Raw genomic sequence first — 21,139 nt, forward strand, 5'->3', positions numbered from 1 at the left:
CAAAGAAGGGATGCTTCTTTTATTATGTCAATGAAAAGAGGAGTGGTACTGGCGCTATTTTCTACTGTATCGAAAGAGTAAATACAAACTAATGAGTATCAAGGTCGCTGCGAGGGCAAAGGCAATACCGGGTAAATAGGGTAAAGCATTGTCTTGAGTAAAGAGATAGAAACTGTAGGTAAATAACGGAGGTGCTACAATTGTTGTCAACCCATTTAAACTTCCTAATACTCCCTGTAGTTCTCCTTGATGCTGAGAATCAACCGATTTAGATAACATCGACTGAAATCCCGTTTGCTGTACACTACCGAGTAGATATAGCGTTATTCCGATCCACAGCTGTACTGTTGTTGTGCAAAAACTCAGCAGGATTAAACCGATACCACTCACAGCTAACCCAAGGTAGATCAGTTTGTAGTCAGTCAGTTTTTTCGAGAGGTATTGCAACACATATGCTTGTACCAAGAAGCCGATTATACCTATTAGTGTTAGGGATAGTCCGACTTGTTGTTTACTCCACTCAAATTGAAGTAAGGTAAAAAAGGACCACGTACTCTCCATGCTATGTGAAGCTGCAGAGAGTAAGAAAAAGACAACAAATAAGACGGTGATTTGTTTAAATCGACGGATGCTTTTTAAAGACTGTAGTGGAGAAAAGGAAGATAGGCGTATGGGGGTTTTCACTTTCGTTTTATTAGTCTCGGGAAAGTAAAAGTAGCCATATGCAACATTGCATAAACCTAGAGTTCCTGCAAAATAAAAGGGGTAGGTGAGGTGGTATTCACCGAGTAAGCCACCCAATAGAGGTCCCAAGATAAAGCCGACATGAAAAGCCGCATTGAGATAGCCAAAGTACTTGGTTCTACTCGATTCATCTGTACTATCTGTGATTGCTGCAGCGGCTACTGCGAAGGTAGCCCCCGTTATACCAGCTAGTAATCGACTGAGGAATAAGAGCCAGTAGCTAGAAGCAAGTGCCATAATAAAGCAATCTACTGAAAAACCAAATAGGGAGAGTAATAATACTTTTCTACGTCCATAGCGGTCGCTTAAAATTCCCAAGATGGGAGCAAAGATAAACTGCATAAAAGCATAAGCAAGCGTTAGCATTCCTCCATATTTCGCAGCTGTGCTTAAATCGGCGTGCAGTACTTGCTCCAATAATTCGGGTAATACAGGGAAGATAAGACCAAATCCGGCACTATCTAATAGTATAGTGATCGCAATAAATAGTACGATCCTGTTTAGGTTTGTTGATTTCATGATGAGGTATAATAAAATAACAGTACCCCAAAGATTGGGTACTCAAAAAAAACTTGCGTTTTTCTTTTCGAAAGAAAACGACATCGGTTTATGTTATTTTATTACTGCTGCATAAGAGTACAAAGATAAGTACTAAAAGAGTTAGGATCAAGTAAAAAGAAGGAAAATAAAGTGTAGGAAGTGCTGTTTTTCCGTATGCGAACTACTTGATTTTATGATATCTTTGAATGGGACTATAAAACAGCGTTCGTTTTTCATTCCGTATAAAAATTGACCGCTATGAATTAAATCGTCTTGAATGACACTACAGTAGTGCTAAAAGTGAAAAAGAGTGCTAACACAGCTTCAGTCTTTGAACTTCAAACTACTTTTGATGCTAAACGAGGTAATCTTTTAAGTAGAACGAATAGTTTATTTGGGTTTACCGAAACGTTTACTTATGATGAATTAGATCGATTAATAGGATTTACGAACGTACTATCTAGGCAGCAAGAAACGCAGGCGTATGATAATAAAGGGAGGATTACTTCTAACAAGATTGGAGCTTACGAGTATGATGCGACAAAGAAATACCAAGTAAATACGATTGCTTTAGCGTCAGATGCTAAATCGTACTATGGAGGAAGACCCTTATTGGAAGTAGCGTATAATGCTTTAAAAAGTCCTGTATCTATTCATGAAGAGAATAAAGAAGATTTGTACTTTGAATACAATGGAGCTGGTGATAGAACCGTAATGTATTATGGTAATGTTGCTACAACAAAAGAGCAAAGGCGCTTTTTACTACCATTTTAAGAATAAAGATGAAATGGGGGTGGCAATTATCAATGAAATACTTCAACCTTCTGAACTCAAAAGTACAGCCTTGTTTCTTCATGCCACAGCCTTGGACGCTTTGGAGAAGCTCTATCACATCTTCTACTATCTCTTACTCGAAGAAGAGGATCTGACCGTGGAACACGGTTGCCCAATGTCAAACTTAATTCAAGAAATGACGCCTTGGAATGAAAGCTTTAGAAAAGCCCTGACTTTTCAAGTTCAAACTTGGGAAAAACAATTTATTGACCTGGTAGAAGAGGGGAAAAGCTGTGGAGTTATTCGAGCAGAAATTCAACCTAACCGCGTAGTTACTTACCTTATATCGGGTTACTTTGGAATCCGAAATCTGGGAAAATTACAAAACAGCAAAGCGGTCTACATCGACTATTTAAAAGAACTTAAAAATTACCTAGACCAATTAAGGTAATTTTTTTACCCAAAAACATACTGATTAGTATGTTTTATAATACTAAAACAAAACTATGTACTCAACATTACTTATTTTGCACGCTGTTGTGCGATGGCTTGTAGTAATTAGCTTAACTACGGCCCTAGGAAGATCCATTTATGGGTATCTCAACCAACGTTCCTTTACTCGCGTAGATCATATATTGCGCCATTGGACGGCCACTTTTGCTCACATTCAACTCGTTATGGGGGTGATGCTCTATATGAAGAGCCCTCTTGTACAATACTTTTGGAAGAATTTCAGTGAAGCCATGCAACAGCTTGATCTTCTTTTTTATGCTTTGATTCATTCCTTGACTATGCTAATCGGAATTGTAGTGCTTACAATAGGTTCGGCCCTAGCTAAGCGCAAACAAACGGATCGCGAACAATTCAAAACTATGGGGCTGTGGTTTGGAATGGCTTTTATCCTTTTTCTAGTAGCCATTCCTTGGCCTTTTTCCTTCTTCGCTCAACGCCCGTTTATTCGCTTATTTTAATTAGCTGTACGAATGAAAAAAATTCAACTTTTTTTGTGTTTTCTAATTGGTATACCCTTGTTAGCAGCCCTTTGGTACAAGAAAGATGCTGCACCTAAGGTGGTGGAGGACCAAGTAGTGTTTCACCAATACCTTTCTCAATATCAGTTGTTCGAAGGGGATTTGTCTCAGTTGATTCCAGCTGCGGGAATTGAAGTGATTGATATACAAGCTCCTTTGTTTACTGACTATACGGAAAAACAACGCCTTTTGAAACTCCCTGAGCATCAGAAAGCGAGGCTCACTGGAGATGGATTGTTGAAATTTCCCGAGGGCACTCTACTAGCAAAGACGTTTTACTATCCAGAGACAGCACAAAATCAAGGCAGGCGTTTGTTGGAAACGCGTCTTTTGATTAAGCAAAAATCGACCTGGATTGCGCGAACCTATCAGTGGACTCAAACACAAGATGAGGCCGTGCTAATCGAAGCAGGCGCCGTTGTTCCCGTTGCATTTATCGACGCTCACGCCAAAGTGCGACAGGTCAATTACAAAATCCCAACTACAGCAGATTGTAGAAGCTGTCATCAAGTTGGGAATCAGCTTTTGCCTATTGGTTTTAAAGCACGAAATATGAACCGTAAGGTCCATAGAGCAGGAGAAGAAGTGAATCAATTAACGTATTTACAAGACCAAGGTAAATTGATTCACTCAACGATTACAGCAATCTCTACCGCGGTCAATTACGAAGACCCTGGCCAACCTATAGAACAACGCGTCCGGTCGTATTTAGAGGTGAATTGCGCCCACTGCCATAATCCCCATGGAATGGCTAAAAGTGTAAACCTTGATTTTCGATTGGAAACCCCTTTTCATCACACAGGCATTTGGACCAAAACAGGAAAAATAGCTGCTCGCATGAGCGTCATGGGAGAAAAACATATGCCCAAATTGGGAACCACAGTCCTACACGATGAGGCAGTTGAACTCATCCTGCAATATATCAAACAGTTAAACTAAAACAACAATGAAAAAATTAATGCAAACCAAACTCGGTCGATTGAGAATGCTGGCCATTTTAGAAGGAATATCCTTATTGCTTCTCGTTTTTATAGCACTGCCACTCAAATATATACTGGACTTTCCCATGGGCACTAAAATTATGGGAATGCTACACGGAACCTTGTTCTTGCTATTTCTCTTTAATACCCTCAGTGTAGGTGTCGAACAACAATGGACCTTTCGAAAAACAACGTGGAAAGTCTTGCTCGCTTGTGTTGTTCCCTTTGGAACCTTTTATATCGATAAAAAAATATTGAGCAGACTACCTAGGTAAGACTGTCATATAGTTAACGGTATACACCGAACAACTCGAATAAATTTCTCTATTTAAAGCCTGTGTATTCTCAATTGGAATATATTAATTATGTTATTTTATGAAAAAAGTATATTTTAGTACAGCTATAATTAGATTTATTGTTCCAATAAGGAAGGAGAACTAGCTTTATACGGTATTAGTAACAAAAAATTCGCACTTATGTTGAAAAGATTATTTTTAGTTGTCTGTCTTTTCCCTATGATCTCCTTTGCACAAAAGGGAATAGGGGTAGAGATTAATAGTACACCCCAAGAGTATGTAGAACATATTGTTGCGACCTGGGGAGTTGATAAAGATAAAATTGTGTATATCACAGATGAGACATCGATGTTTAAATTGAGTAGAAGCATCCAAGGATCGCTGCTGTCATTTACCCAAGGGCCGTTGTCAACTAGTGCGGATATCTTGAATGGCAAAGTAACAGAAGCAGGAAAGCGAAAAAAATCAACCTGTGGATTATCTTTAAATAACCTAGATATTGACCACATTAAAAAATATTTAAAAAAAGGCAAGAATTATCAAAAGCTAACCTTGAAGCGAATGTCAGATAACAGCGCATATGAAATTGGGGAAGACCTAACAACTGTCTTGATGTATTCGCAAAAACTCGATTACGTTATTGGAGAGTACTTTCAGATTATCAAGCAACTAGAAGCGGAAGATGTTGATTATATGATTCTGTGTTTTGACGATGAAATAACTAGGCAAATACCTGGAGCATTGAGCAATAACTAAATAAAGTCAGCAGTAAAGATAATAATCCCAAAACTTGTGGTCGTTGACCCTAGCTGTTTAACAACGAAAGAAGAACAAGGCTGTTTATTCTCTTCATCCTATAATGAGTAAGGGCGAACTAAAATAAAAAGTTCACCACTGTGAAACCAAAAAAAGATCTTGTAACAATACAAGATCTTTTTTATCGGATAAGCCTAGACGTGTTGTGCGGTTATTTTTCTTCAGCTGCTTCAAATACCTGCAATACTTGTTTGCCATACTGAGCCTCAAATGCCGCAGGCGTAATTGCAAGCGCTTCTTCATTGACGTAGTGATAGTATTCAGCCCAATCGTCGCTTTCATCCACGTGAGAAGCTGCAACGTAAATCTTGCGTAACCACCCTTGATAGTACTGATATATACTATAGTATTTATTGTTGAAATCCGTTCTAAAGTATAGTAATTTCTTTCTAAAGTTAGTGGCAAATGGAGGGGTATCAAAATGGCTGTATTGCGCATTTTCAACGTAGTTTCGATTGGCGGCATCGTAAGTGAAATACACATATTTACTAGGAAGAGATTGGAAACTACACAAATCTAAATACCCGTCAAAATTGTAATCTTCAATGTATAAATCAAACTTATCCACGATCTCAGTCTCCCAAAATTGAGATTCAATCGGGATTATTCGCTTTTGATTTTTGGAATCAGTCTCTTCGATTTGACTAATGTAATAGGTGTCAGAACCAGGCGATTTTTCCGTAGCTAACACGCGGTAAGACCGCTTAGGATACCCTTTTCCTTTCGGATTAGCCATGTTCAAATTAAAGGTTTCCCCCGTTGACTTATTCGTCCAATATCCGCTAATTTCCCCTTTATTATGATCAAATATCCCCTCAAAAGTATTGCCCAATTCTTCGGTAAAAAAAACGACGTTGCCTGTGATTTCCCCTTCAATCTGTATGGGTTTTTCGTATTTTAAGTAGTAGTAGTAACCCGAAATACGATCGTCAATAATGCGTAAATTCATGTCAAATGCATACGTATTATTGATTTTTCCAGTAAAGTGATACGTATAGTACGCATTGACCTCTTTCCATCCTTTTTTTATGCTTTCACGATATGGATCTTGTTCTAGAGGGGCAAGCGTTTCTGTATAACCTGGAGTACTATCTACTATTTCGAATCTAGAATCCCTTTTTTTTTCACATGAAAGGAGGAGTTGCAACAGGCAGAACGCGCTAATAATTAGTTTCTTTTTCATTTCTTTTGTTGTTTGCTCTAACAAAACTAAGTTGATTTTCGCTGGAGGTGCTTATCCTTTTTATCCCTCTATTACAAGACATGCTCAAGTTGAAAGTCAAGGCATCTTTTCTTATGGTAATGAGTGAGTTCGATCTGTAGCTGAACAAAAAAAGAGCAGGTGATACAGGGCTAGAATCAATGTGTTGAGCGAAAAAAAAGTAAATAGTCCATAGTATTAGCCACAGAAATAAGAGGAATACGCAATTTTTTTTTAAAAAAATTAGACCTATACCTTAAAAGAAGACAATTCATTTTTTACTACTTGGGCACATGAATTAATTTATAATGACACATATAAGTCAGTCATGATGAATATCGATCTCTAGTCTTTACATTTTTTTACTTTTTTGGATATATAGAGTACAATGCTCTATACTTCAATACGCACTAAAGGATAACTGTAATAAATAAACAAGAGGGCAGTATAACAATATAAACGAAATCTCAAATAACAGTAGGAAAACAATCCTGAGGGAGTGAAATAATTGGAGAAAATCGTGAATTTGTTTCCTAGATACAAATAAATCAACAGATTTTTAATTTTTAAATAACATAAGCAGCTTTGCGAATAAATTTGCAACAACAGTTGCGAAAACTCCCGCCATTTATCTTTGGGCACTACTAGAATGCTACCAAAGGATATCGAGAAAAAATCTCATAAAGTAGCTTTGATAGTCAAAATAAATGTAAGATTGAGATTTACCTCTCATTTTATAGTGAAATAATCGAAAATAATCATTTATTTAAATCGTAAATCACTGTGTATTAATGTATTGCGTTTTTCTGAATTGCATTTTTTTAAATTAAATAACACTTTTTTCACATTAAATGAATACCTAAATGGATAGTTTTAAAAATAACATATTATTTTAATAAATAAATGTTATTTTTTCTTATTATTTTGAATAGTTTATGTGTTAAATGTTTGTATTTTAAAAAATATGTATTCATATTGTAATTTTTTTGGTATATTTGCAATAGATATTCACTTACTAAAAATAGAAAATGCTAGATTCAATTGTTTTACAGCTCGAATCGTTGCAACAGGATGATTATTTCGAAGAGTTTTTAGTTCTATTTAATAAAGAAAAAATACAAGGCCGGAATTATATCATCTTGTCAACTATTCCCGTCGCTTTACATTATCGTTTGATACAAGAAGACTATATCATCCAGAAAAGAAGTAAAGTAAAAACGCGATTCTTTTTCTTTAAAAGAACCGTGTATTACTATAAGATTGCCTTGCCAATCTAATACCGATGTTTGTTTACACCCCCAGATAAGGAACTGCAAGCTGATCTGAAATTGCTTATACCTTAAATTAAAAGGTAATCGAGTACTAAAAAGCCCTTTCTAACTAGAATTTGTACGTATTTGCAAAAACCACTACTACTGAGTGTTTGTGAGTACTACTTATCACATCCTACCTGCTCCTCAGGCTATACAGTGGAGCAGGTTTTTTTTTACCTATGTACCCTTGTTTTTTGCGCATTTTTTGCAATTTTCAACTATTTTGATCCTGACTTGTCCTCCTATATATTCGGTTAAGCTATATTGTTTTAACAAAATATTAAGCTATTTATACGGGTATTAATGTTAAAAATAGCGTTAATTTAATTAAATAGTGGGTAGAATTACTTTATTTTGTTTATTTGATTAAATAGGTGATTTTATTGATTATTTCACTATATTTATCACAGCTTATTAAAAGAATAAAATTACACGGTGCAAATAAATGGTATACCATCAAATAAAAAGAGACATTTGGCGTTATACTTCTATATAAAATGGAGATTTATCCAACGATAGTGATTTTAGCTTTGGCAAATACGCGTAGCAAATCTGTTAATTGATTATAAAAATCACAGCAGTGTTGCGAAGTCAATTTAGAGAGAATATTTGTTTTTTGTTTACACCAAGATAGATAAAGAAAGAAAAGATTCGAAGTATAAAAAATATTTGAAGTCGATAGAGTTTATTTTTCACCGTTATCCACACTGCAATCTAATAGGAATACGATATTGAGAATCAATTCTGATCTGAATTTATCAAACAGGTCCTGTTCGGGTTACTTTCCCTGAACAGGATTTTTTTTGGCGCATTGAGTCCAATATAGGGCATAGCCTTCCTTCAAGTGTTGTCCAATAAAAAAGCCCAAGACATCAATCTCAGGCTTTGTGCATTTGCTTACATCGCAATTAGTTTTCCGTTTTCTTTTTCGGCAACTTCTTTTCGCAAAGAACTGCTGGAGAACCGATGGTCTCTTGAGTTGTAATACAACTCAATGCCCTTTTCTTCACAGTATTTTCTACCTGTAAAGTTTTTATCAGCATACTCATCTCCAATAATTCTCACGTGAATGTGAAAAGCGCGTAAAATGTCTTCAAGGTCTTGTTCTGTCGTATAAGGTACAATTTCGTCAACAAATTTGCATCCTTTTAACTGAATATAGCGTTCTACCACCGTTTGTGTGGGTTTGTTTTTTTCTGGTCTATCGATGGTTGGATCTGTTTGTAAACCAACAATCAAATAATCACATTGACGTTTAGCCTCTTCTAACATCTTAATATGACCTGCGTGTAACAAGTCAAATGAACTAAATGTAATACCAATTTTTTTTGTTGTCATAGCAATAGGGGGTTAAAAGTTTATAATCGATTTGCTTGTTGTAAGATGCAATACGGTTAAACTTTTTGATAATATGGGCAAAAATAAAGAGTTTTTACCTAAATATCCAAATGATTTAAGGTAATATTAAGGGGAACTTAGTAAAAATCATTATTAATTATACAAATAAAGACTATTTGTATGTATTTTAAATAAAAAAAGAACGTTTAGGTATACAACTACATAAACGTTCTTTTGACTACTATATTGTGATCGTTGTATTAATCTAAGGAACTTTTTCCGCTGTAGTAACACTTTCTCGCTTCCAAGAACAAATAGTATTGCACCCCAAATAGGATGGAAGCAAGGACTAAATGAGCCGTTTGAGAGCCAAAAGGGAAATGAGCATATTGCATCAGTATACCAGTTAGAATCTCTAGAACCAAGAGAATAGCAACCCATTTTACTTTGGAGAAACCTAAGTTTAGCTTTTTATTCAAGAAGAATAAATAAAAATTCAACACAAACACCAGAATAGAAAAGCTGCGGTGAATATAAAATTCAATTGTAGGGTTGTTTAACCACAAGTATTCGTTGGTAATTCCCGCTTTTACCTGCTCATCTACAAATTCGCGTACTTGCGTACCCAATACTACTTGTGCTAAAGTTAGTAGGAGCGTTATCACAGTTAGTACACGGAAGGTAGCATTGTATTTTTTGATTTCGGTTTTATCTTTGGCTACTTTAATAATATGGATAATGATAGCGACAATAACCAAAGCCATTACCATGTGAACCGTAATTTTAATCGGGTTGAGTACCGAATATACTACAGTAGCGCCTAACCAAGCTTGGAACCCCATTAAGAAAACGACCAACCAAGAGGCTAAAACCAATTTTTTGCGCGTTTTCCAATAACTACCAGATGCAATGGCCATAGCTACACAAGCCAATCCTGCTAATGCGCCACATAGACGATTGATGTATTCGATCCAAGTGTGTTGTGGATTGAATTTGGCGTAATCGTGTTTAGTGTATTTCTCCCAATGCTCCTCTTCGTAACTAGCAGAAGTCGTAAAGGTGTCTTTTGCTTTCCAAAGTGCATCGTCGTGAATAATCATTTGTCCTTTTTCGTAAGTGCGATCGGGTTGCCACATCAGGACTTCCTCGTCCGTAGGCGGAATGTAATAACCAAAGCATTTTGGCCAATCTGGACATCCCATGCCCGAACCAGTCATCCGAACAGCAGCTCCAGCAAATATTACCAAGTACACCAGTACCAGGGAAAGTTTCGCCAAAGGTAAAAAAGAGCTTTTCATACTATTATTTATTTACAATTGTTAGTCCCATTTTCTCCGCTTTTGCCAACATAAAGTCATATGCCGCATCATACTCATTGGGAATTACCCCCTCTAGAATCGCTTCTTTTATCGCTTCTTTTAAAGTACCTATCTCTCTGCAGGGTTGTAGATTGAACAGCGTCATAATTTCCTCTCCCGTAATTGGCGGTTGGAAATTGCGGATGTGATCCCTTTCTTCCACTTCAACGATCTTCTTGCGAACCAGCTGAAAGTTGTTGTGGTATTTTTTGAATTTATTAGGGTTTTTAGTGGTGATATCAGCCTCACATAAAATCATGAGATCTTCTACGTTTTCACCTGCATCAAATACTAAGCGACGTACAGCCGAATCGGTAACCTCTTTTTGCGACAGTACAATCGGTCTAGAACTCATCATGACCATTTTTTGTACGAATTTCATCTTTTGATTCAACGGCATATGCAAGCGCGTAAAGATGGTTTTGACCATCTTGCCGCCCAAGAATTCGTGTCCGTGAAACGTCCATCCTTGTCTTTTTGAAAAACGCTTGGTAGGCGCTTTTCCAATATCGTGAAGTAAGGCTGCCCAACGCAACCACAAATCATCGGTATTTTCTGCTATATTATCCACTACCTCTAGGGTGTGGTAAAAGTTGTTTTTATGGGTATGTCCTTCGATTTCTTCTACTTGGTTTAAAGCGATTAATTCGGGTAAAATCAAGTGAAGTAATCCCGTTTTGTACAGCAATAAAAAACCCTTAGAAGGTTTTGATGCCAAGAGAATTTTATTGAGTTCGTCCACAATGCGTTCACCAGAAATAATTTCTAAGCGGTGTGCATTCTTTGTAATAGATTCGATAGAAGCCTCATCAATGATAAAATCAAGCTGGGTAGCGAAGCGAATGGCGCGCATCATGCGCAAGGGATCATCCGAATAGGTGATATCGGGATCTAAAGGCGTGCGAATGACCTTGTTCGCCAAGTCGGATACGCCGTTAAACGGATCAATTAGCTGGCCGAAGGTAGCTTCGCTCAGCGACAAGGCTAGGGCATTGATGGTAAAATCACGTCTGTTTTGGTCGTCCGCTAGGGTACCATCTTCTACCACAGGATTGCGACTGTCAAAGTGGTAGGATTCTTTACGCGCACCAACAAACTCAATGTCGATGTCGTCATAGCGCAACATAGCCGTGCCATAGTTCTTGAACACCTGAACTTTAGGGTGATTGGGAAGTAAATTCGAAACCGCTAAAGCCAATTCAATACCACTGCCAACGGCAACGATATCAATGTCTTTCTTGGAATCTCTCTCGAGTAAAAAATCGCGTACAAAACCGCCAATTACATAGGCCTCTACCTTCAAGTTTGTTGCGGCTTGGGTAATTATCTCAAAGATGGGATGTTGTAGGGCTTCTTTATAAGTTGGGTTATCTAGGGTCATAGTTTCTAATGGCACCGTTTACTTTCTAATGATCGTTACTTGTGCGTTTTCTTTTAATTTAATGATAGTAGAAGGTTTGTGGGGTTTGGTTTCCTGTTGTTTGAGGTTCACCACATAATCCACCCCTTCAAGAATGCGTAAATCAATATCCATAAAATTTTGAGGAGAAGGAAAACCACTGAGGTTTGCAGAGGTTGAAACCAAGGGAACCTTCATGCGCTCAATCAAATTGTAACAAAAAGTGTCTTTGACGATTCGAACACCTAAAGATTGATCTGCCGAAATAATTTCTGGCGCTACAATTTTAGGGTTATCTAAAATCAACGTAGTCGGCTTGTCACTGAATTCTAATATCTCCCAAGCGACTTCTGGAATATTGTGAAAAACACGGTGTAAAAGGCGATCGCCGTTTACCAAGACAATCATGCTCTTGCTCTCCGCACGTTGTTTTAATTGATATATTTTTTTGATGGCTTCCGAATTAGTCGCATCGCAACCAATACCCCATATCGTATCCGTCGGATACAAAATTATACCGCCATTTTTAATCACTTCAAAAGCGTTGTGAACTTCTTTTTGGATATCTTCCATTATTTGCTTCCTTAACAATAAAATTGGTTCTTTATTTTAAGGGCTTAAAAATACTAAAAAAATAGGATACACGTCGGGCTTGGAGCAGAAGAAATGTATTGCCACTTTCAAAAAAGAAAGAATTATAATATTTTTAAGAGGAGTACATCTTTTTTGGCTTACTTTTAAGACGCCTAAAATTAGTTATAACATGAATGTGAAACGCAGAAAGGATTTTAATAAAGAAGAGGTATTAGCCATGTATGCCAAGGTGACAAAGAACACCTTGATGGAAACATTGGAAATTAATTATATAGATGCTGGTCCAGAGTTTTTAGTGGCTACAATGCCCGTAAATCAACGCGTACATCAGCCAGCGGGTTTGTTGCACGGCGGTGCCATGGTGGCACTCGCAGAGAGCTTGGGTAGTGGTGCTTCGCTTATGCTCATCGACCCAAATGAACATGAAATTAGAGGAATTGAGATTTCCGCTAATCACGTGCGCAGCAAAAGAGCTGGACTCGTAACGGGAACAGCGCGTCTGATACACCGTGGTCGAACCCTGCATTTGTGGGAAATTCGCATTACAGATGAAAACGATGTATTGCTGTCGGTATGTAAAATAACCAATATAGTAATCGAAAAAAACAAAGGGTAATGAAGTTATATGAAACGTGGTTCACGCATATAAAAGAAGACAAGCCTTTTGTACTGTATAAAAAACCAGGCCAAACCAAAGTAAAAGGCTTGTTTCAGTGCGATTCTACACTACATCTCGTTTCTAATTTTAAAGAAAAAGGATTTGTTCTTGCACCTTTTTACGAAGGGGTGCGCTTTTATATTCCCTTGGACGCATCGGTGCAACTAGAGGCAGATTGGACGAAAGAACCGCTGCAAGTAGAATCGCTTGGTGGGGATAAATCCGCCGCTGCCTTATTGAATTACGAGGAACAACCTGCGAAAGCCAATTTCGAAGATTTGGTTCGCCGTTGTGTACAGGCGATTAAACAGGGTAAGTTCGCAAAAGTAGTGCCTTCTCGCAAAGAAGTAGTGCCGTTGCAGGTAGCAGAGGTAGCAACGTTGTTTGATCAATTGCTCGCGGCCTATCCCGAGGCTTTTTGCTATGTGATTTACCACCCTCAAGTAGGAATGTGGATGGGGGCGACGCCCGAAACACTCATTGAACTAACAGGACAAACCTTGCGGACAATGGCCTTGGCAGGAACCCAGGTCAACCACGGAATGGAAGAAGTACACTGGGGCGAAAAAGAAAAAGAAGAACAACAATATGTAACGGATTTTATCGTAGATCAGTTGCAGCCTTTGAGCAGCACAATCGACCTATCGCCACCTTTTACCAAAAGAGCAGCTAAAGTCATGCATATTTGTACGAGTATTCAAGCCGAATTGAAGCAAGACGACGTGCAAACACTGGTCGAGGCCTTGCATCCAACACCCGCAGTTTGTGGAATGCCCAAATCGGTCGCACGCGATTTTCTTATTCGTGAAGAAGGCTATTCCCGAAAGTACTATGCTGGTTATTTAGGAGAACTCAACTATACCTCCCCAAATGAGCAAACAACCAGTGCGTTGTTTGTCAATTTGCGATGTATGGAGATTGAAAAAGAACAAGTAAATGTGTATATTGGGTGTGGCGTGACGGCAGAGAGTGATCCAACGAGTGAATTTGTGGAAACGGTAAACAAATCAACCACCATGAAAAAGATTTTATTTTAAGCGTATGAAAGTAGATATATTAGCCTTTGGCGCCCATCCAGACGATGTTGAATTGGGATGTGGTGCAACACTTGCAAAAGAAATTCACCTGGGTAAAAAAGTAGGAATTATCGATTTAACCCAAGGGGAATTAGGAACGAGAGGAAGTGCGGAAATTCGAGCACAAGAAGCCGCCGCTGCCGCCGCTATTCTAGGGGTTTCAGCCAGAGAAAATTTAGGTTTTCGCGATGGCTTTTTTGTCAATGACGAAGCACATCAGTTGGAAATCATTAAAATGATCCGCAAATACAAACCGGAGGTTGTTTTGTGTAACGCCATCGACGATCGCCATATCGATCATGGAAAGGGTAGTAAATTGGTGTCTGACGCTTGTTTTTTGGCTGGATTAAGACGTATTGAAACAGCTATAAACGGTGTAGAGCAGGAGGCATGGCGACCTAAATTGGTGTATCACTACATCCAGTGGAAAAACATTGAACCTGACTTTGTTGTAGATGTAACAGGATTTATCGATCAAAAGATGCAAGCCGTCTTGGCTTATGCTACCCAATTTTATGACCTAAACTCCAAAGAACCTGCTACGCCAATTACCTCAAAAAACTTCCTCGATAGCATTGTTTATCGTGCTCAAGACCTGGGGCGATTGATTAATACTGAACATGCTGAAGGATTTACGGTAGAAAGATATGTGGCAGTCAATCGGTTAGATGATTTGATGTAAAATTTTTCAAAAAATGCTTGCAACCTAAGGAAATATGGCTACCTTTGCAAGCGTCAAAATAAGACAAAAACGGTGGTTATAGCTCAGCTGGTTAGAGCGTCGGATTGTGGTTCCGAAGGTCGTGGGTTCGAAACCCATTAATCACCCAAAAAAACTTATCGTAAAGGAGGATGGTTATCATCAACCGATACAAAGAAAAAGGTGAATGTGTTTGAAACACCTAAAGAAAATACACGGTGGCTATAGCTCAGCTGGTTAGAGCGTCGGATTGTGGTTCCGAAGGTCGTGGGTTCGAAACCCATTAGTCACCCAAAAAAACAAACACGGTGGTTATAGCTCAGCTGGTTAGAGCGTCGGATTGTGGTTCCGAAGGTCGTGGGTTCGAAACCCATTAATCACCCAAATAAAAAGCGCATGATCTACTAATCATGCGCTTTTTTTGTGCTTTTTCCAAGCCTAGCTTTGTACGGCTTGCCTATTGCTTTTGCTTATGCTCAAACCCTACAATAGGAGCAACCCTGTCCACTAAAACTTATACCCTACACTCAATTGAAAGACGCTTTGTTTAGTGTCATCTCCAACTTTGTTGATCTTCGTCAATCCAAGATTATAGCGCGCATCGAAGAATAGTCCAAAAGACAAATCATAGGCAACCCCTAAATTTAGACCGAAGTCAACGGTGTTTACCAAGTCTTTATTGTCTTGTGTAACCGTAATTCCATTGGCCGTTATTTCTATTTCTGATTTTACGTTAAACCCTAGTTGTGGTCCCGCCTGAAGACTTAGCCCCTCAGCTACATAGTATTTGGCCATAATAGGAACATTGATGTAATTCATCTTAAATTGAATATCGGCATCGTATAAACCGAAGTATTCGCCTAAGCTTTTGTCAAATTTACTTCCTTGGGTAGAGTATTGAAGCTCTGGTTGCAAGGCAAATTTTTCTGTTACAAAAAACTCTGCTGCTACCCCAATATTGAATCCCGCTTTTGTTTTGCTAGAAGGTTCATTGGTAATTGTACTGATGTTTAATCCAGTCTTTAACCTAATGTTTGTGTCTGGTTTTTGTGCATGAGCTTGTACGCCAAATGCGAAAATAGCCAAAAGGCTCATCGTAATTTTTTTCATAGTAGATGAAGTTAGATCTTAGCGAAAAAAGAAGTATGCAATAAAACAACTACTTCTTTTAGGTTTGAGGGTGAATGAGAATAAAATCCAATCACCCTTTCTTCCTTATATTAGATTAAAATTTGTATCCTACAGAAAGTTGGAATACGCTGTTCTTAGAAGAACCTTCTCCATCTTTATCTAATTTTGAAAGTCCTAAATTATAGCGAAGATCGGCAAACACACCCATCGGTAGTTCATAACCAACACCAAAGTTCAATCCAAAATCAACTTTTTTCGCATAGTCTTTAATGTCTTGTGATTCTTTAATACCAGATATTTTTTCTTCTTCTTCTGCTTTTACTAAAAATCCAACTTGCGGACCTGCTTGAAGGCTTAACCCGTCTATTACATAGTATTTAGCCATAATAGGAACATTGATGTAATCAAAGGAAGCTTTAAATGAATAAGGGCCTTTTACTCCTTGTGTTGAATATAGAACTTCGGGCTGCATAGCAAACTTTTCGTTTATAAAAATCTCAGCTACAGCTCCAACGTGAAATCCTGTTTTGCTTTTTGATTCATCGATGTTAGTTACCGACGTAACGTTTAAACCTGCTTTTGCCCCAATTTTAACATCTGGAGTCTGTGCGAATGCTACACCACTTGTAGCGAAAATAGCCAATAGGCTCATTGTAATTTTTTTCATATGATATAATTGTATTTAATGGTGAATTTACGGTTAAAAGTATTGAATTTTTTTATCTAAATATACTAAAGAGTAAATTATTTGACGTTAATTTTTCAATTGTGCTTTGTCTTATTAGTATAAATTTAATTAATATTCATGACATATAAGTGATAGGGTAGGGAGGGTTTTCACTGTAAAACGAATGGGATATCACCTAACTCGTTGATCGCCTATGTCGATTCTTTGCTGTTGTGTGGAATAAAATTCAATAAACGCTGCTTATTTTACGCCTTCTGCGTTTATTATCATGTATCCTAGCCTATACAAAGCAATACCAGCTGTCCTAAGGACAAACAAGAGGGGATGTAGGTACTATCAAACAAGTAAAGCCTAGGTGGAGTAAAAAAAAATTGAGACCTTTGTGTACATAATCCCTTGGATAATGCAAAAACAAATCATTGAAGCAAAAGTTTGCCCGCTTGAATACGCAGTAAAAGCAATTAGTGGTAAATGGAAAATTCCAATTATTTGGAGAATTAACGAAGGCGAAAAACGGCCAAGTGAGTTTTTACGTGGCATCGCTACTGTGGATCGCCGTGTGCTCAATCAACAGCTCAAAGAACTAGAAGAAGCGGGTATTTTATTCAAACAGCGCTTTGACGAAGTGCCTCCTCGTGTAGAGTATACATTAACCCCTATGGGGATACAGTTGGTAGACGTTTTAAAACAACTCAATGCTTGGGGATGCTGTTTACTCGAACAACACAATAAGTAAAAGACTTTTTTTACATAGGGATATACCTTCTCGCCTTACGATCTAAATCTTAGTAGGTAAACTTCTAGTTTTTTAATGAAAATGAGCCAAAAACAGCATAAATCAAGTCAATATGTTCTATTTTCATTCGGAATGCTCAAAATAGGAGTGAATTTTACCTACTGATTTTTTGTTTTTTTTGCGTTTTAAACAATATTAATACGATAGATTTTCATTTCGCTTAACGTTTTTTTTTTGTGTATTAAAAAAAAATTAAAAATATAATTTCCCCCCTTTTTTTCTTGTTTATTAACTAGAATGGTATTTCCTTTGTTGGGGAATTAAATAATTGAGTGGAAGTTCTTTTAGACGCGTATCTTCTTTTTAAGTAAGGCGAAAAAGAAGGTGCAATTTTAAGTTAAAAGAGAACTTTTCGTTTTTAATTTTAAAAAATATAAGTGTTCTGTTTAATTGTTTGTTGTTTCATAATAGTCCTTATTTTTTAAATTAAAAACAAGTAGTGCGAACAAAGTTGTTCGTATTGCGAAACAAAATTTTGTGAAAAAGAAAAAGCAGGATGATTTTATTGTCCTGCTTTTTCTTTTTACTTTAGCGGTGTCCGGTTTTCGCAGTTCATTATTGACGCTACTGCGTACGGTCTGCATATAAGAAGGTGTAAGCCTACATGCATATAATACGAACTAGATAAACCGCATCAACTACAAAACAACAACGATGTCTCTACCTAAACTTACCGTACAACAGCTCCTTATACCCCATGGTCCAATCATCAAAGCATTCAAAGCACAAGCACAAACTTTTTGTTTACCTGGGAACCACCTACTAGAGAAGGAGGAATATTCAACCAAAGCAAGCAAGGCATATTGGGTGAAATCGGGGAGTGAGGTAGTGGCTTATTTTGTTCTTCGTACGGAATTGTATTTTGGACATTTGACGGAATTTTACCTTTTGCCTAAGTTTTTTAGGGAAGAAGGACTAGAACCCCTAGTCAATAAAATTAAAGAAGTAGCCTTAAAGGAGAAATTCAACTATTTGATGGTATGGAGTTCGCATGAAACCAATCTGATTTATGAACAACTAGGCGGACAGCTATCAAAGGTTTGGAATAAGGAGTTTTTAGGACAACCGACCACCGAATACTACCTTACAGTGGTGGGTGAACCTTGGGTTGATCTACAGACAGCTGGACTGGTGTGTTTGGATGGTGACAAACTGCTGTTAGCCTTTAGTAAGAATAAACAAGCGTGGTATTTACCTGGTGGAAAAATAGATTCAGATGAGGATAGTAAACAAGCGTTAATTCGCGAAATTGAAGAGGAATTATCCCTTTGTTTACAACCCGATAGACTCTCCTTTTTAACCCCCATTGTAGCGCCCGCTTTTGGTGAAAAAAAGAATATCATGATGCAACAAGCCTGTTACTACTATGAATTAAAAGGAGAAACAATAACCGTTGCCAATGAAATTGGTGGAGTACAGTATTTTACTAAAGAAGAATATCTCCAACATCAAATTCCCGTTCCTGGTGTATTGAAAGTGTTCGAATTTTTGGCCGAGTCGTTTAGATAAGACGAAGAAAAAGCACAATTACAAAAAAATTAACACCTCAAATTCTTGTGTTTTTTGGAAAAAAAATATTTTTGTTTCCATGAAATATGCATCACTAGTCGTGTTACTTTTCTTTGTTAACTTTATTGCTACCCCAACTATTGCGGTGTTAGCAGGCATTGAATTGGATATACCGATGATTGCTATTTCGGAAGAAAATAAAAAACCAATTACCAATGCAGAGGAAGAAGAAAAAGGTCACTTCAACGACTTTTTCCACGTTCAAGACGATTTTGTGTATCAAAATGTTGATGGCGAAGGACTTGCTTTTGCACACTTAAAGTTAATATACGAATCTCAAGAGTTTGATGTCGTATCTCCTCCTCCAGAATTTTTTGTTGCTTAAAGAAAAATAAGACGCGTATTAGGGGTACACGACCGTGTTCAGTATGGACGATTGTCCTGTTTCGGTGTGGATTTACGTCTTGTTTATGCTGTTTGTTTGAAGCAAAGAGCAATCCCCTTCACCTTGTATTTTCATTGGTTAATCCCTTAGTATTGATAAGGAGTTTACCTGTTGACAGGGGGCGATAATCGCCTTCTATGCAACCGCTATGACTCTGTTTATCACCTAGCTGTGGACACCAGTGAGATTAATTCTTTAGTAAACAAAATATGATACATACTATGCGTTTAGCAACATGGAAAAAAAGTGTTGCTCCAGGCCTTGTGGTCTTTTTAGTAGCGCTTCCCTTGTGTTTGGGAATCGCACTAGCCTCTGGCGCCCCGCCGATTGCTGGAATTATTTCAGGCATCATCGGGGGTGTTGTCGTCGGATTTTTAAGTCACTCAAATGTTAGCGTCAGTGGTCCGGCAGCGGGCTTAGCCGCCATTATTTTAGCCGCCATTAGCGAGTTGGGATCTTTCCAACTCCTACTTACTGCCGGAATTATTGCTGGAGTAATCCAGTTGATTTTGGGCTATTTGAGACTAGGTGCAATTGCCAATTTTTTTCCTTCTAGTGTTATTGAAGGGATGTTGGCCGGAATTGGATTGGTAATCTTGATCAAGCAATTGCCCTTAGTATTGGGCATTGATGCCTTGAGCGACCTGACGAGTATGGCAGTTATTCACAAAGGAACACTCGCCATTGCATCCCTATCCTTGGCTATTTTGATCTTGTGGAACAAGAGTAAAGCACTGCGCGCTATTACCTTTTTACCAGCAGCACTGGTCGTGGTAGTCCTCGGAATAGCAATCAATCAATATTGGACCTATATTGGAAGTTCTTGGGCGATTGATACCACCCAATTAGTCGCCATCCCTTTATTAAATGATTTCTCTGAAATTTCTTCCCTATTTGTGTTTCCCGATTGGAGTGGATTGACCAATCCAACGGTGTGGATTATCGCTGCTACAATTGCCGTGGTCGCTTCTATTGAAACCCTGTTGTGTATCGAAGCAACTGATCGCTTGGATCCGCTAAAGCGCAGTACCAATACCAATAGAGAGCTCAAAGCACAAGGAATCGGAAATATACTGAGTTCACTTGTAGGTGGTTTGCCCATGACTTCCGTTGTCGTGCGTTCTTCTGCCAATGTCAATGCCGGCGGACGCTATAAAGCCTCGGCTATTATCCATGGGGTTTTACTGTTTTTAGCCGTGCTTTTGTTGCCTCTAGTGTTGAATATGATACCCTTGGCTTCTTTAGCTGCTGTGCTGATTTTAGTTGGGTATAACCTCGCTAAACCAACCGTTTTGCTCCATTTTTGGCACAAAGGCTATACGCAATTCCTGCCGTTTATCGTCACTTTTGTTATGGTGGTCGCAACCGATCTTTTAGTCGGCGTTTTAGCGGGAATGGCTGTTAGTGTAGCCTTCTTACTGCTTGGTAATGTGCGCAAAGCCTTTTCTATGCAGCAATCCGTCCAAAATGAACAACGCACCTTTACCTTGACCTTGGCACAAGAGGTGTCCTTTCTCAACAAAACAGCAATCAAAAACAAACTGTATCAATTGCCTGACAATTGTCACTTAGCCATTAACGCTAAGCAAATGGGATATATCCACATCGATGTGGTCGAGCTACTTCAAACTTTTATCAATGAAAAAGCCAAAGAAAAAAATATCCTAATTACCACCACTGGATTTCATACTGCTATCCACGTGGACCAAGGGCAACAACACATTATTTTATCACACAGAAAAACCATTTAAA

22 protein-coding genes and 3 tRNA genes are annotated in these 21,139 nt (G+C 38.1%); 17 read left to right on the forward strand and 8 right to left on the reverse strand.

The window, feature by feature from the left end; all coding sequences use genetic code 11:
• Window positions 1-54 precede the first annotated feature (54 nt).
• Window positions 55-1,263 carry an MFS transporter gene (locus H4K35_RS05500; protein ID WP_182626386.1) on the reverse strand — a complete coding sequence of 403 codons (1,209 nt, stop codon included), beginning with the start codon at window positions 1,261-1,263 and terminating at the stop codon, window positions 55-57.
• Window positions 1,264-1,557: 294 nt separating this feature from the next.
• Between H4K35_RS05500 and H4K35_RS05505 the strand changes: the two genes are divergently transcribed.
• From H4K35_RS05505 to H4K35_RS05530, 6 genes are all read left to right on the forward strand, one after another.
• Window positions 1,558-2,058 (forward strand): hypothetical protein, encoded by a 501-nt coding sequence (locus tag H4K35_RS05505; protein WP_182626387.1) that lies wholly within the window; start codon window positions 1,558-1,560, stop codon window positions 2,056-2,058.
• Entirely contained in the window at window positions 2,006-2,509 is a 504-nt protein-coding gene (locus H4K35_RS05510; RefSeq protein WP_182626388.1) for a TetR/AcrR family transcriptional regulator, read from the forward strand. The genes H4K35_RS05505 and H4K35_RS05510 overlap by 53 nt, the downstream gene beginning before the upstream one ends.
• Before the next feature lie 55 nt (window positions 2,510-2,564).
• Window positions 2,565-3,029 (forward strand): hypothetical protein, encoded by a 465-nt coding sequence (locus H4K35_RS05515; protein ID WP_182626389.1) that lies wholly within the window; start codon window positions 2,565-2,567, stop codon window positions 3,027-3,029.
• A 12-nt stretch (window positions 3,030-3,041) separates the two neighbouring features.
• Entirely contained in the window at window positions 3,042-4,028 is a 987-nt protein-coding gene (locus tag H4K35_RS05520; RefSeq protein WP_182626390.1) for a hypothetical protein, read from the forward strand.
• A gap of 7 nt (window positions 4,029-4,035) precedes the next feature.
• Window positions 4,036-4,344, forward strand: a complete 309-nt coding sequence (locus tag H4K35_RS05525) for a DUF3817 domain-containing protein (protein ID WP_182626391.1) — start codon at window positions 4,036-4,038, stop codon at window positions 4,342-4,344.
• A 201-nt stretch (window positions 4,345-4,545) separates the two neighbouring features.
• Window positions 4,546-5,121 carry a hypothetical protein gene (locus tag H4K35_RS05530; RefSeq protein ID WP_182626392.1) on the forward strand — a complete coding sequence of 192 codons (576 nt, stop codon included), beginning with the start codon at window positions 4,546-4,548 and terminating at the stop codon, window positions 5,119-5,121.
• A gap of 211 nt (window positions 5,122-5,332) precedes the next feature.
• Here the strand turns inward: H4K35_RS05530 and H4K35_RS05535 are convergent, their stop codons facing one another.
• The gene (locus H4K35_RS05535; protein ID WP_182626393.1) at window positions 5,333-6,364 is read right to left on the reverse strand and encodes a hypothetical protein; all 1,032 of its coding nucleotides are present in this window, start codon (window positions 6,362-6,364) and stop codon (window positions 5,333-5,335) included.
• A 1,046-nt stretch (window positions 6,365-7,410) separates the two neighbouring features.
• Here H4K35_RS05535 and H4K35_RS05540 point away from each other — a divergent pair.
• A complete protein-coding gene (locus tag H4K35_RS05540; RefSeq protein ID WP_182626394.1) occupies window positions 7,411-7,659 on the forward strand; it encodes a hypothetical protein in 249 nt (82 codons plus the stop codon).
• A 933-nt stretch (window positions 7,660-8,592) separates the two neighbouring features.
• Here the strand turns inward: H4K35_RS05540 and H4K35_RS05545 are convergent.
• The 4 genes from H4K35_RS05545 to H4K35_RS05560 all read right to left on the reverse strand — a co-directional run bounded on the left by H4K35_RS05545 (window position 8,593) and on the right by H4K35_RS05560 (window position 12,363).
• Window positions 8,593-9,033 (reverse strand): adenylyltransferase/cytidyltransferase family protein, encoded by a 441-nt coding sequence (locus H4K35_RS05545; RefSeq protein WP_182626395.1) that lies wholly within the window; start codon window positions 9,031-9,033, stop codon window positions 8,593-8,595.
• 260 nt (window positions 9,034-9,293) lie between these two features.
• The gene (locus H4K35_RS05550) at window positions 9,294-10,331 is read right to left on the reverse strand and encodes a heme A synthase (protein WP_182626396.1); all 1,038 of its coding nucleotides are present in this window, start codon (window positions 10,329-10,331) and stop codon (window positions 9,294-9,296) included.
• Between the two features lie 4 nt (window positions 10,332-10,335).
• Complete coding sequence (locus H4K35_RS05555; protein WP_182626397.1) at window positions 10,336-11,772, reverse strand: CCA tRNA nucleotidyltransferase; 1,437 nt, start codon at window positions 11,770-11,772, stop codon at window positions 10,336-10,338.
• 18 nt (window positions 11,773-11,790) lie between these two features.
• The gene (locus H4K35_RS05560; protein ID WP_182626398.1) at window positions 11,791-12,363 is read right to left on the reverse strand and encodes an L-threonylcarbamoyladenylate synthase; all 573 of its coding nucleotides are present in this window, start codon (window positions 12,361-12,363) and stop codon (window positions 11,791-11,793) included.
• 190 nt (window positions 12,364-12,553) lie between these two features.
• Here H4K35_RS05560 and H4K35_RS05565 point away from each other — a divergent pair, with 190 nt between their 5' ends.
• The 6 genes from H4K35_RS05565 (at window position 12,554) to H4K35_RS05590 (ending at window position 15,200) form a co-directional block, all read left to right on the forward strand.
• Window positions 12,554-13,000, forward strand: coding sequence for a PaaI family thioesterase (locus H4K35_RS05565; protein ID WP_182626399.1), 447 nt, complete (start codon window positions 12,554-12,556; stop codon window positions 12,998-13,000).
• Window positions 13,000-14,079, forward strand: a complete 1,080-nt coding sequence (locus H4K35_RS05570) for an isochorismate synthase (RefSeq protein WP_182626400.1) — start codon at window positions 13,000-13,002, stop codon at window positions 14,077-14,079. Before H4K35_RS05565 ends, H4K35_RS05570 begins: the two co-directional genes overlap by 1 nt.
• A 4-nt stretch (window positions 14,080-14,083) precedes the next feature.
• Window positions 14,084-14,800 (forward strand): bacillithiol biosynthesis deacetylase BshB1, encoded by a 717-nt coding sequence (bshB1, locus tag H4K35_RS05575; RefSeq protein WP_182626401.1) that lies wholly within the window; start codon window positions 14,084-14,086, stop codon window positions 14,798-14,800.
• 72 nt (window positions 14,801-14,872) lie between these two features.
• Window positions 14,873-14,946: transfer RNA gene (locus tag H4K35_RS05580), tRNA-His, on the forward strand.
• A 90-nt stretch (window positions 14,947-15,036) separates the two neighbouring features.
• Window positions 15,037-15,110, forward strand: a tRNA-His gene (locus H4K35_RS05585).
• 16 nt (window positions 15,111-15,126) lie between these two features.
• A tRNA-His gene (locus H4K35_RS05590) sits at window positions 15,127-15,200 on the forward strand.
• A gap of 125 nt (window positions 15,201-15,325) precedes the next feature.
• Here H4K35_RS05590 and H4K35_RS05595 read toward each other — a convergent pair.
• The gene (locus H4K35_RS05595) at window positions 15,326-15,928 is read right to left on the reverse strand and encodes a porin family protein (RefSeq protein ID WP_182626402.1); all 603 of its coding nucleotides are present in this window, start codon (window positions 15,926-15,928) and stop codon (window positions 15,326-15,328) included.
• 115 nt (window positions 15,929-16,043) lie between these two features.
• Window positions 16,044-16,616, reverse strand: a complete 573-nt coding sequence (locus tag H4K35_RS05600; protein ID WP_182626403.1) for a porin family protein — start codon at window positions 16,614-16,616, stop codon at window positions 16,044-16,046.
• 424 nt (window positions 16,617-17,040) lie between these two features.
• On the opposite strand from H4K35_RS05600, the gene H4K35_RS05605 reads away from it, so the two are divergent.
• From H4K35_RS05605 to H4K35_RS05620, 4 genes are all read left to right on the forward strand, one after another.
• The gene (locus tag H4K35_RS05605; protein ID WP_182626404.1) at window positions 17,041-17,373 is read left to right on the forward strand and encodes a helix-turn-helix domain-containing protein; all 333 of its coding nucleotides are present in this window, start codon (window positions 17,041-17,043) and stop codon (window positions 17,371-17,373) included.
• 714 nt (window positions 17,374-18,087) lie between these two features.
• A complete protein-coding gene (locus tag H4K35_RS05610; protein ID WP_182626405.1) occupies window positions 18,088-18,942 on the forward strand; it encodes an NUDIX domain-containing protein in 855 nt (284 codons plus the stop codon).
• 79 nt (window positions 18,943-19,021) lie between these two features.
• Entirely contained in the window at window positions 19,022-19,327 is a 306-nt protein-coding gene (locus H4K35_RS05615) for a hypothetical protein (protein ID WP_182626406.1), read from the forward strand.
• A 269-nt stretch (window positions 19,328-19,596) separates the two neighbouring features.
• Window positions 19,597-21,138, forward strand: coding sequence for a SulP family inorganic anion transporter (locus H4K35_RS05620; RefSeq protein WP_182626407.1), 1,542 nt, complete (start codon window positions 19,597-19,599; stop codon window positions 21,136-21,138).
• Window position 21,139: the final 1 nt, after the last annotated feature.

It is taken from the genome of Myroides sp. NP-2 (assembly GCF_014145665.1).
GTDB lineage: Bacteria > Bacteroidota > Bacteroidia > Flavobacteriales > Flavobacteriaceae > Flavobacterium.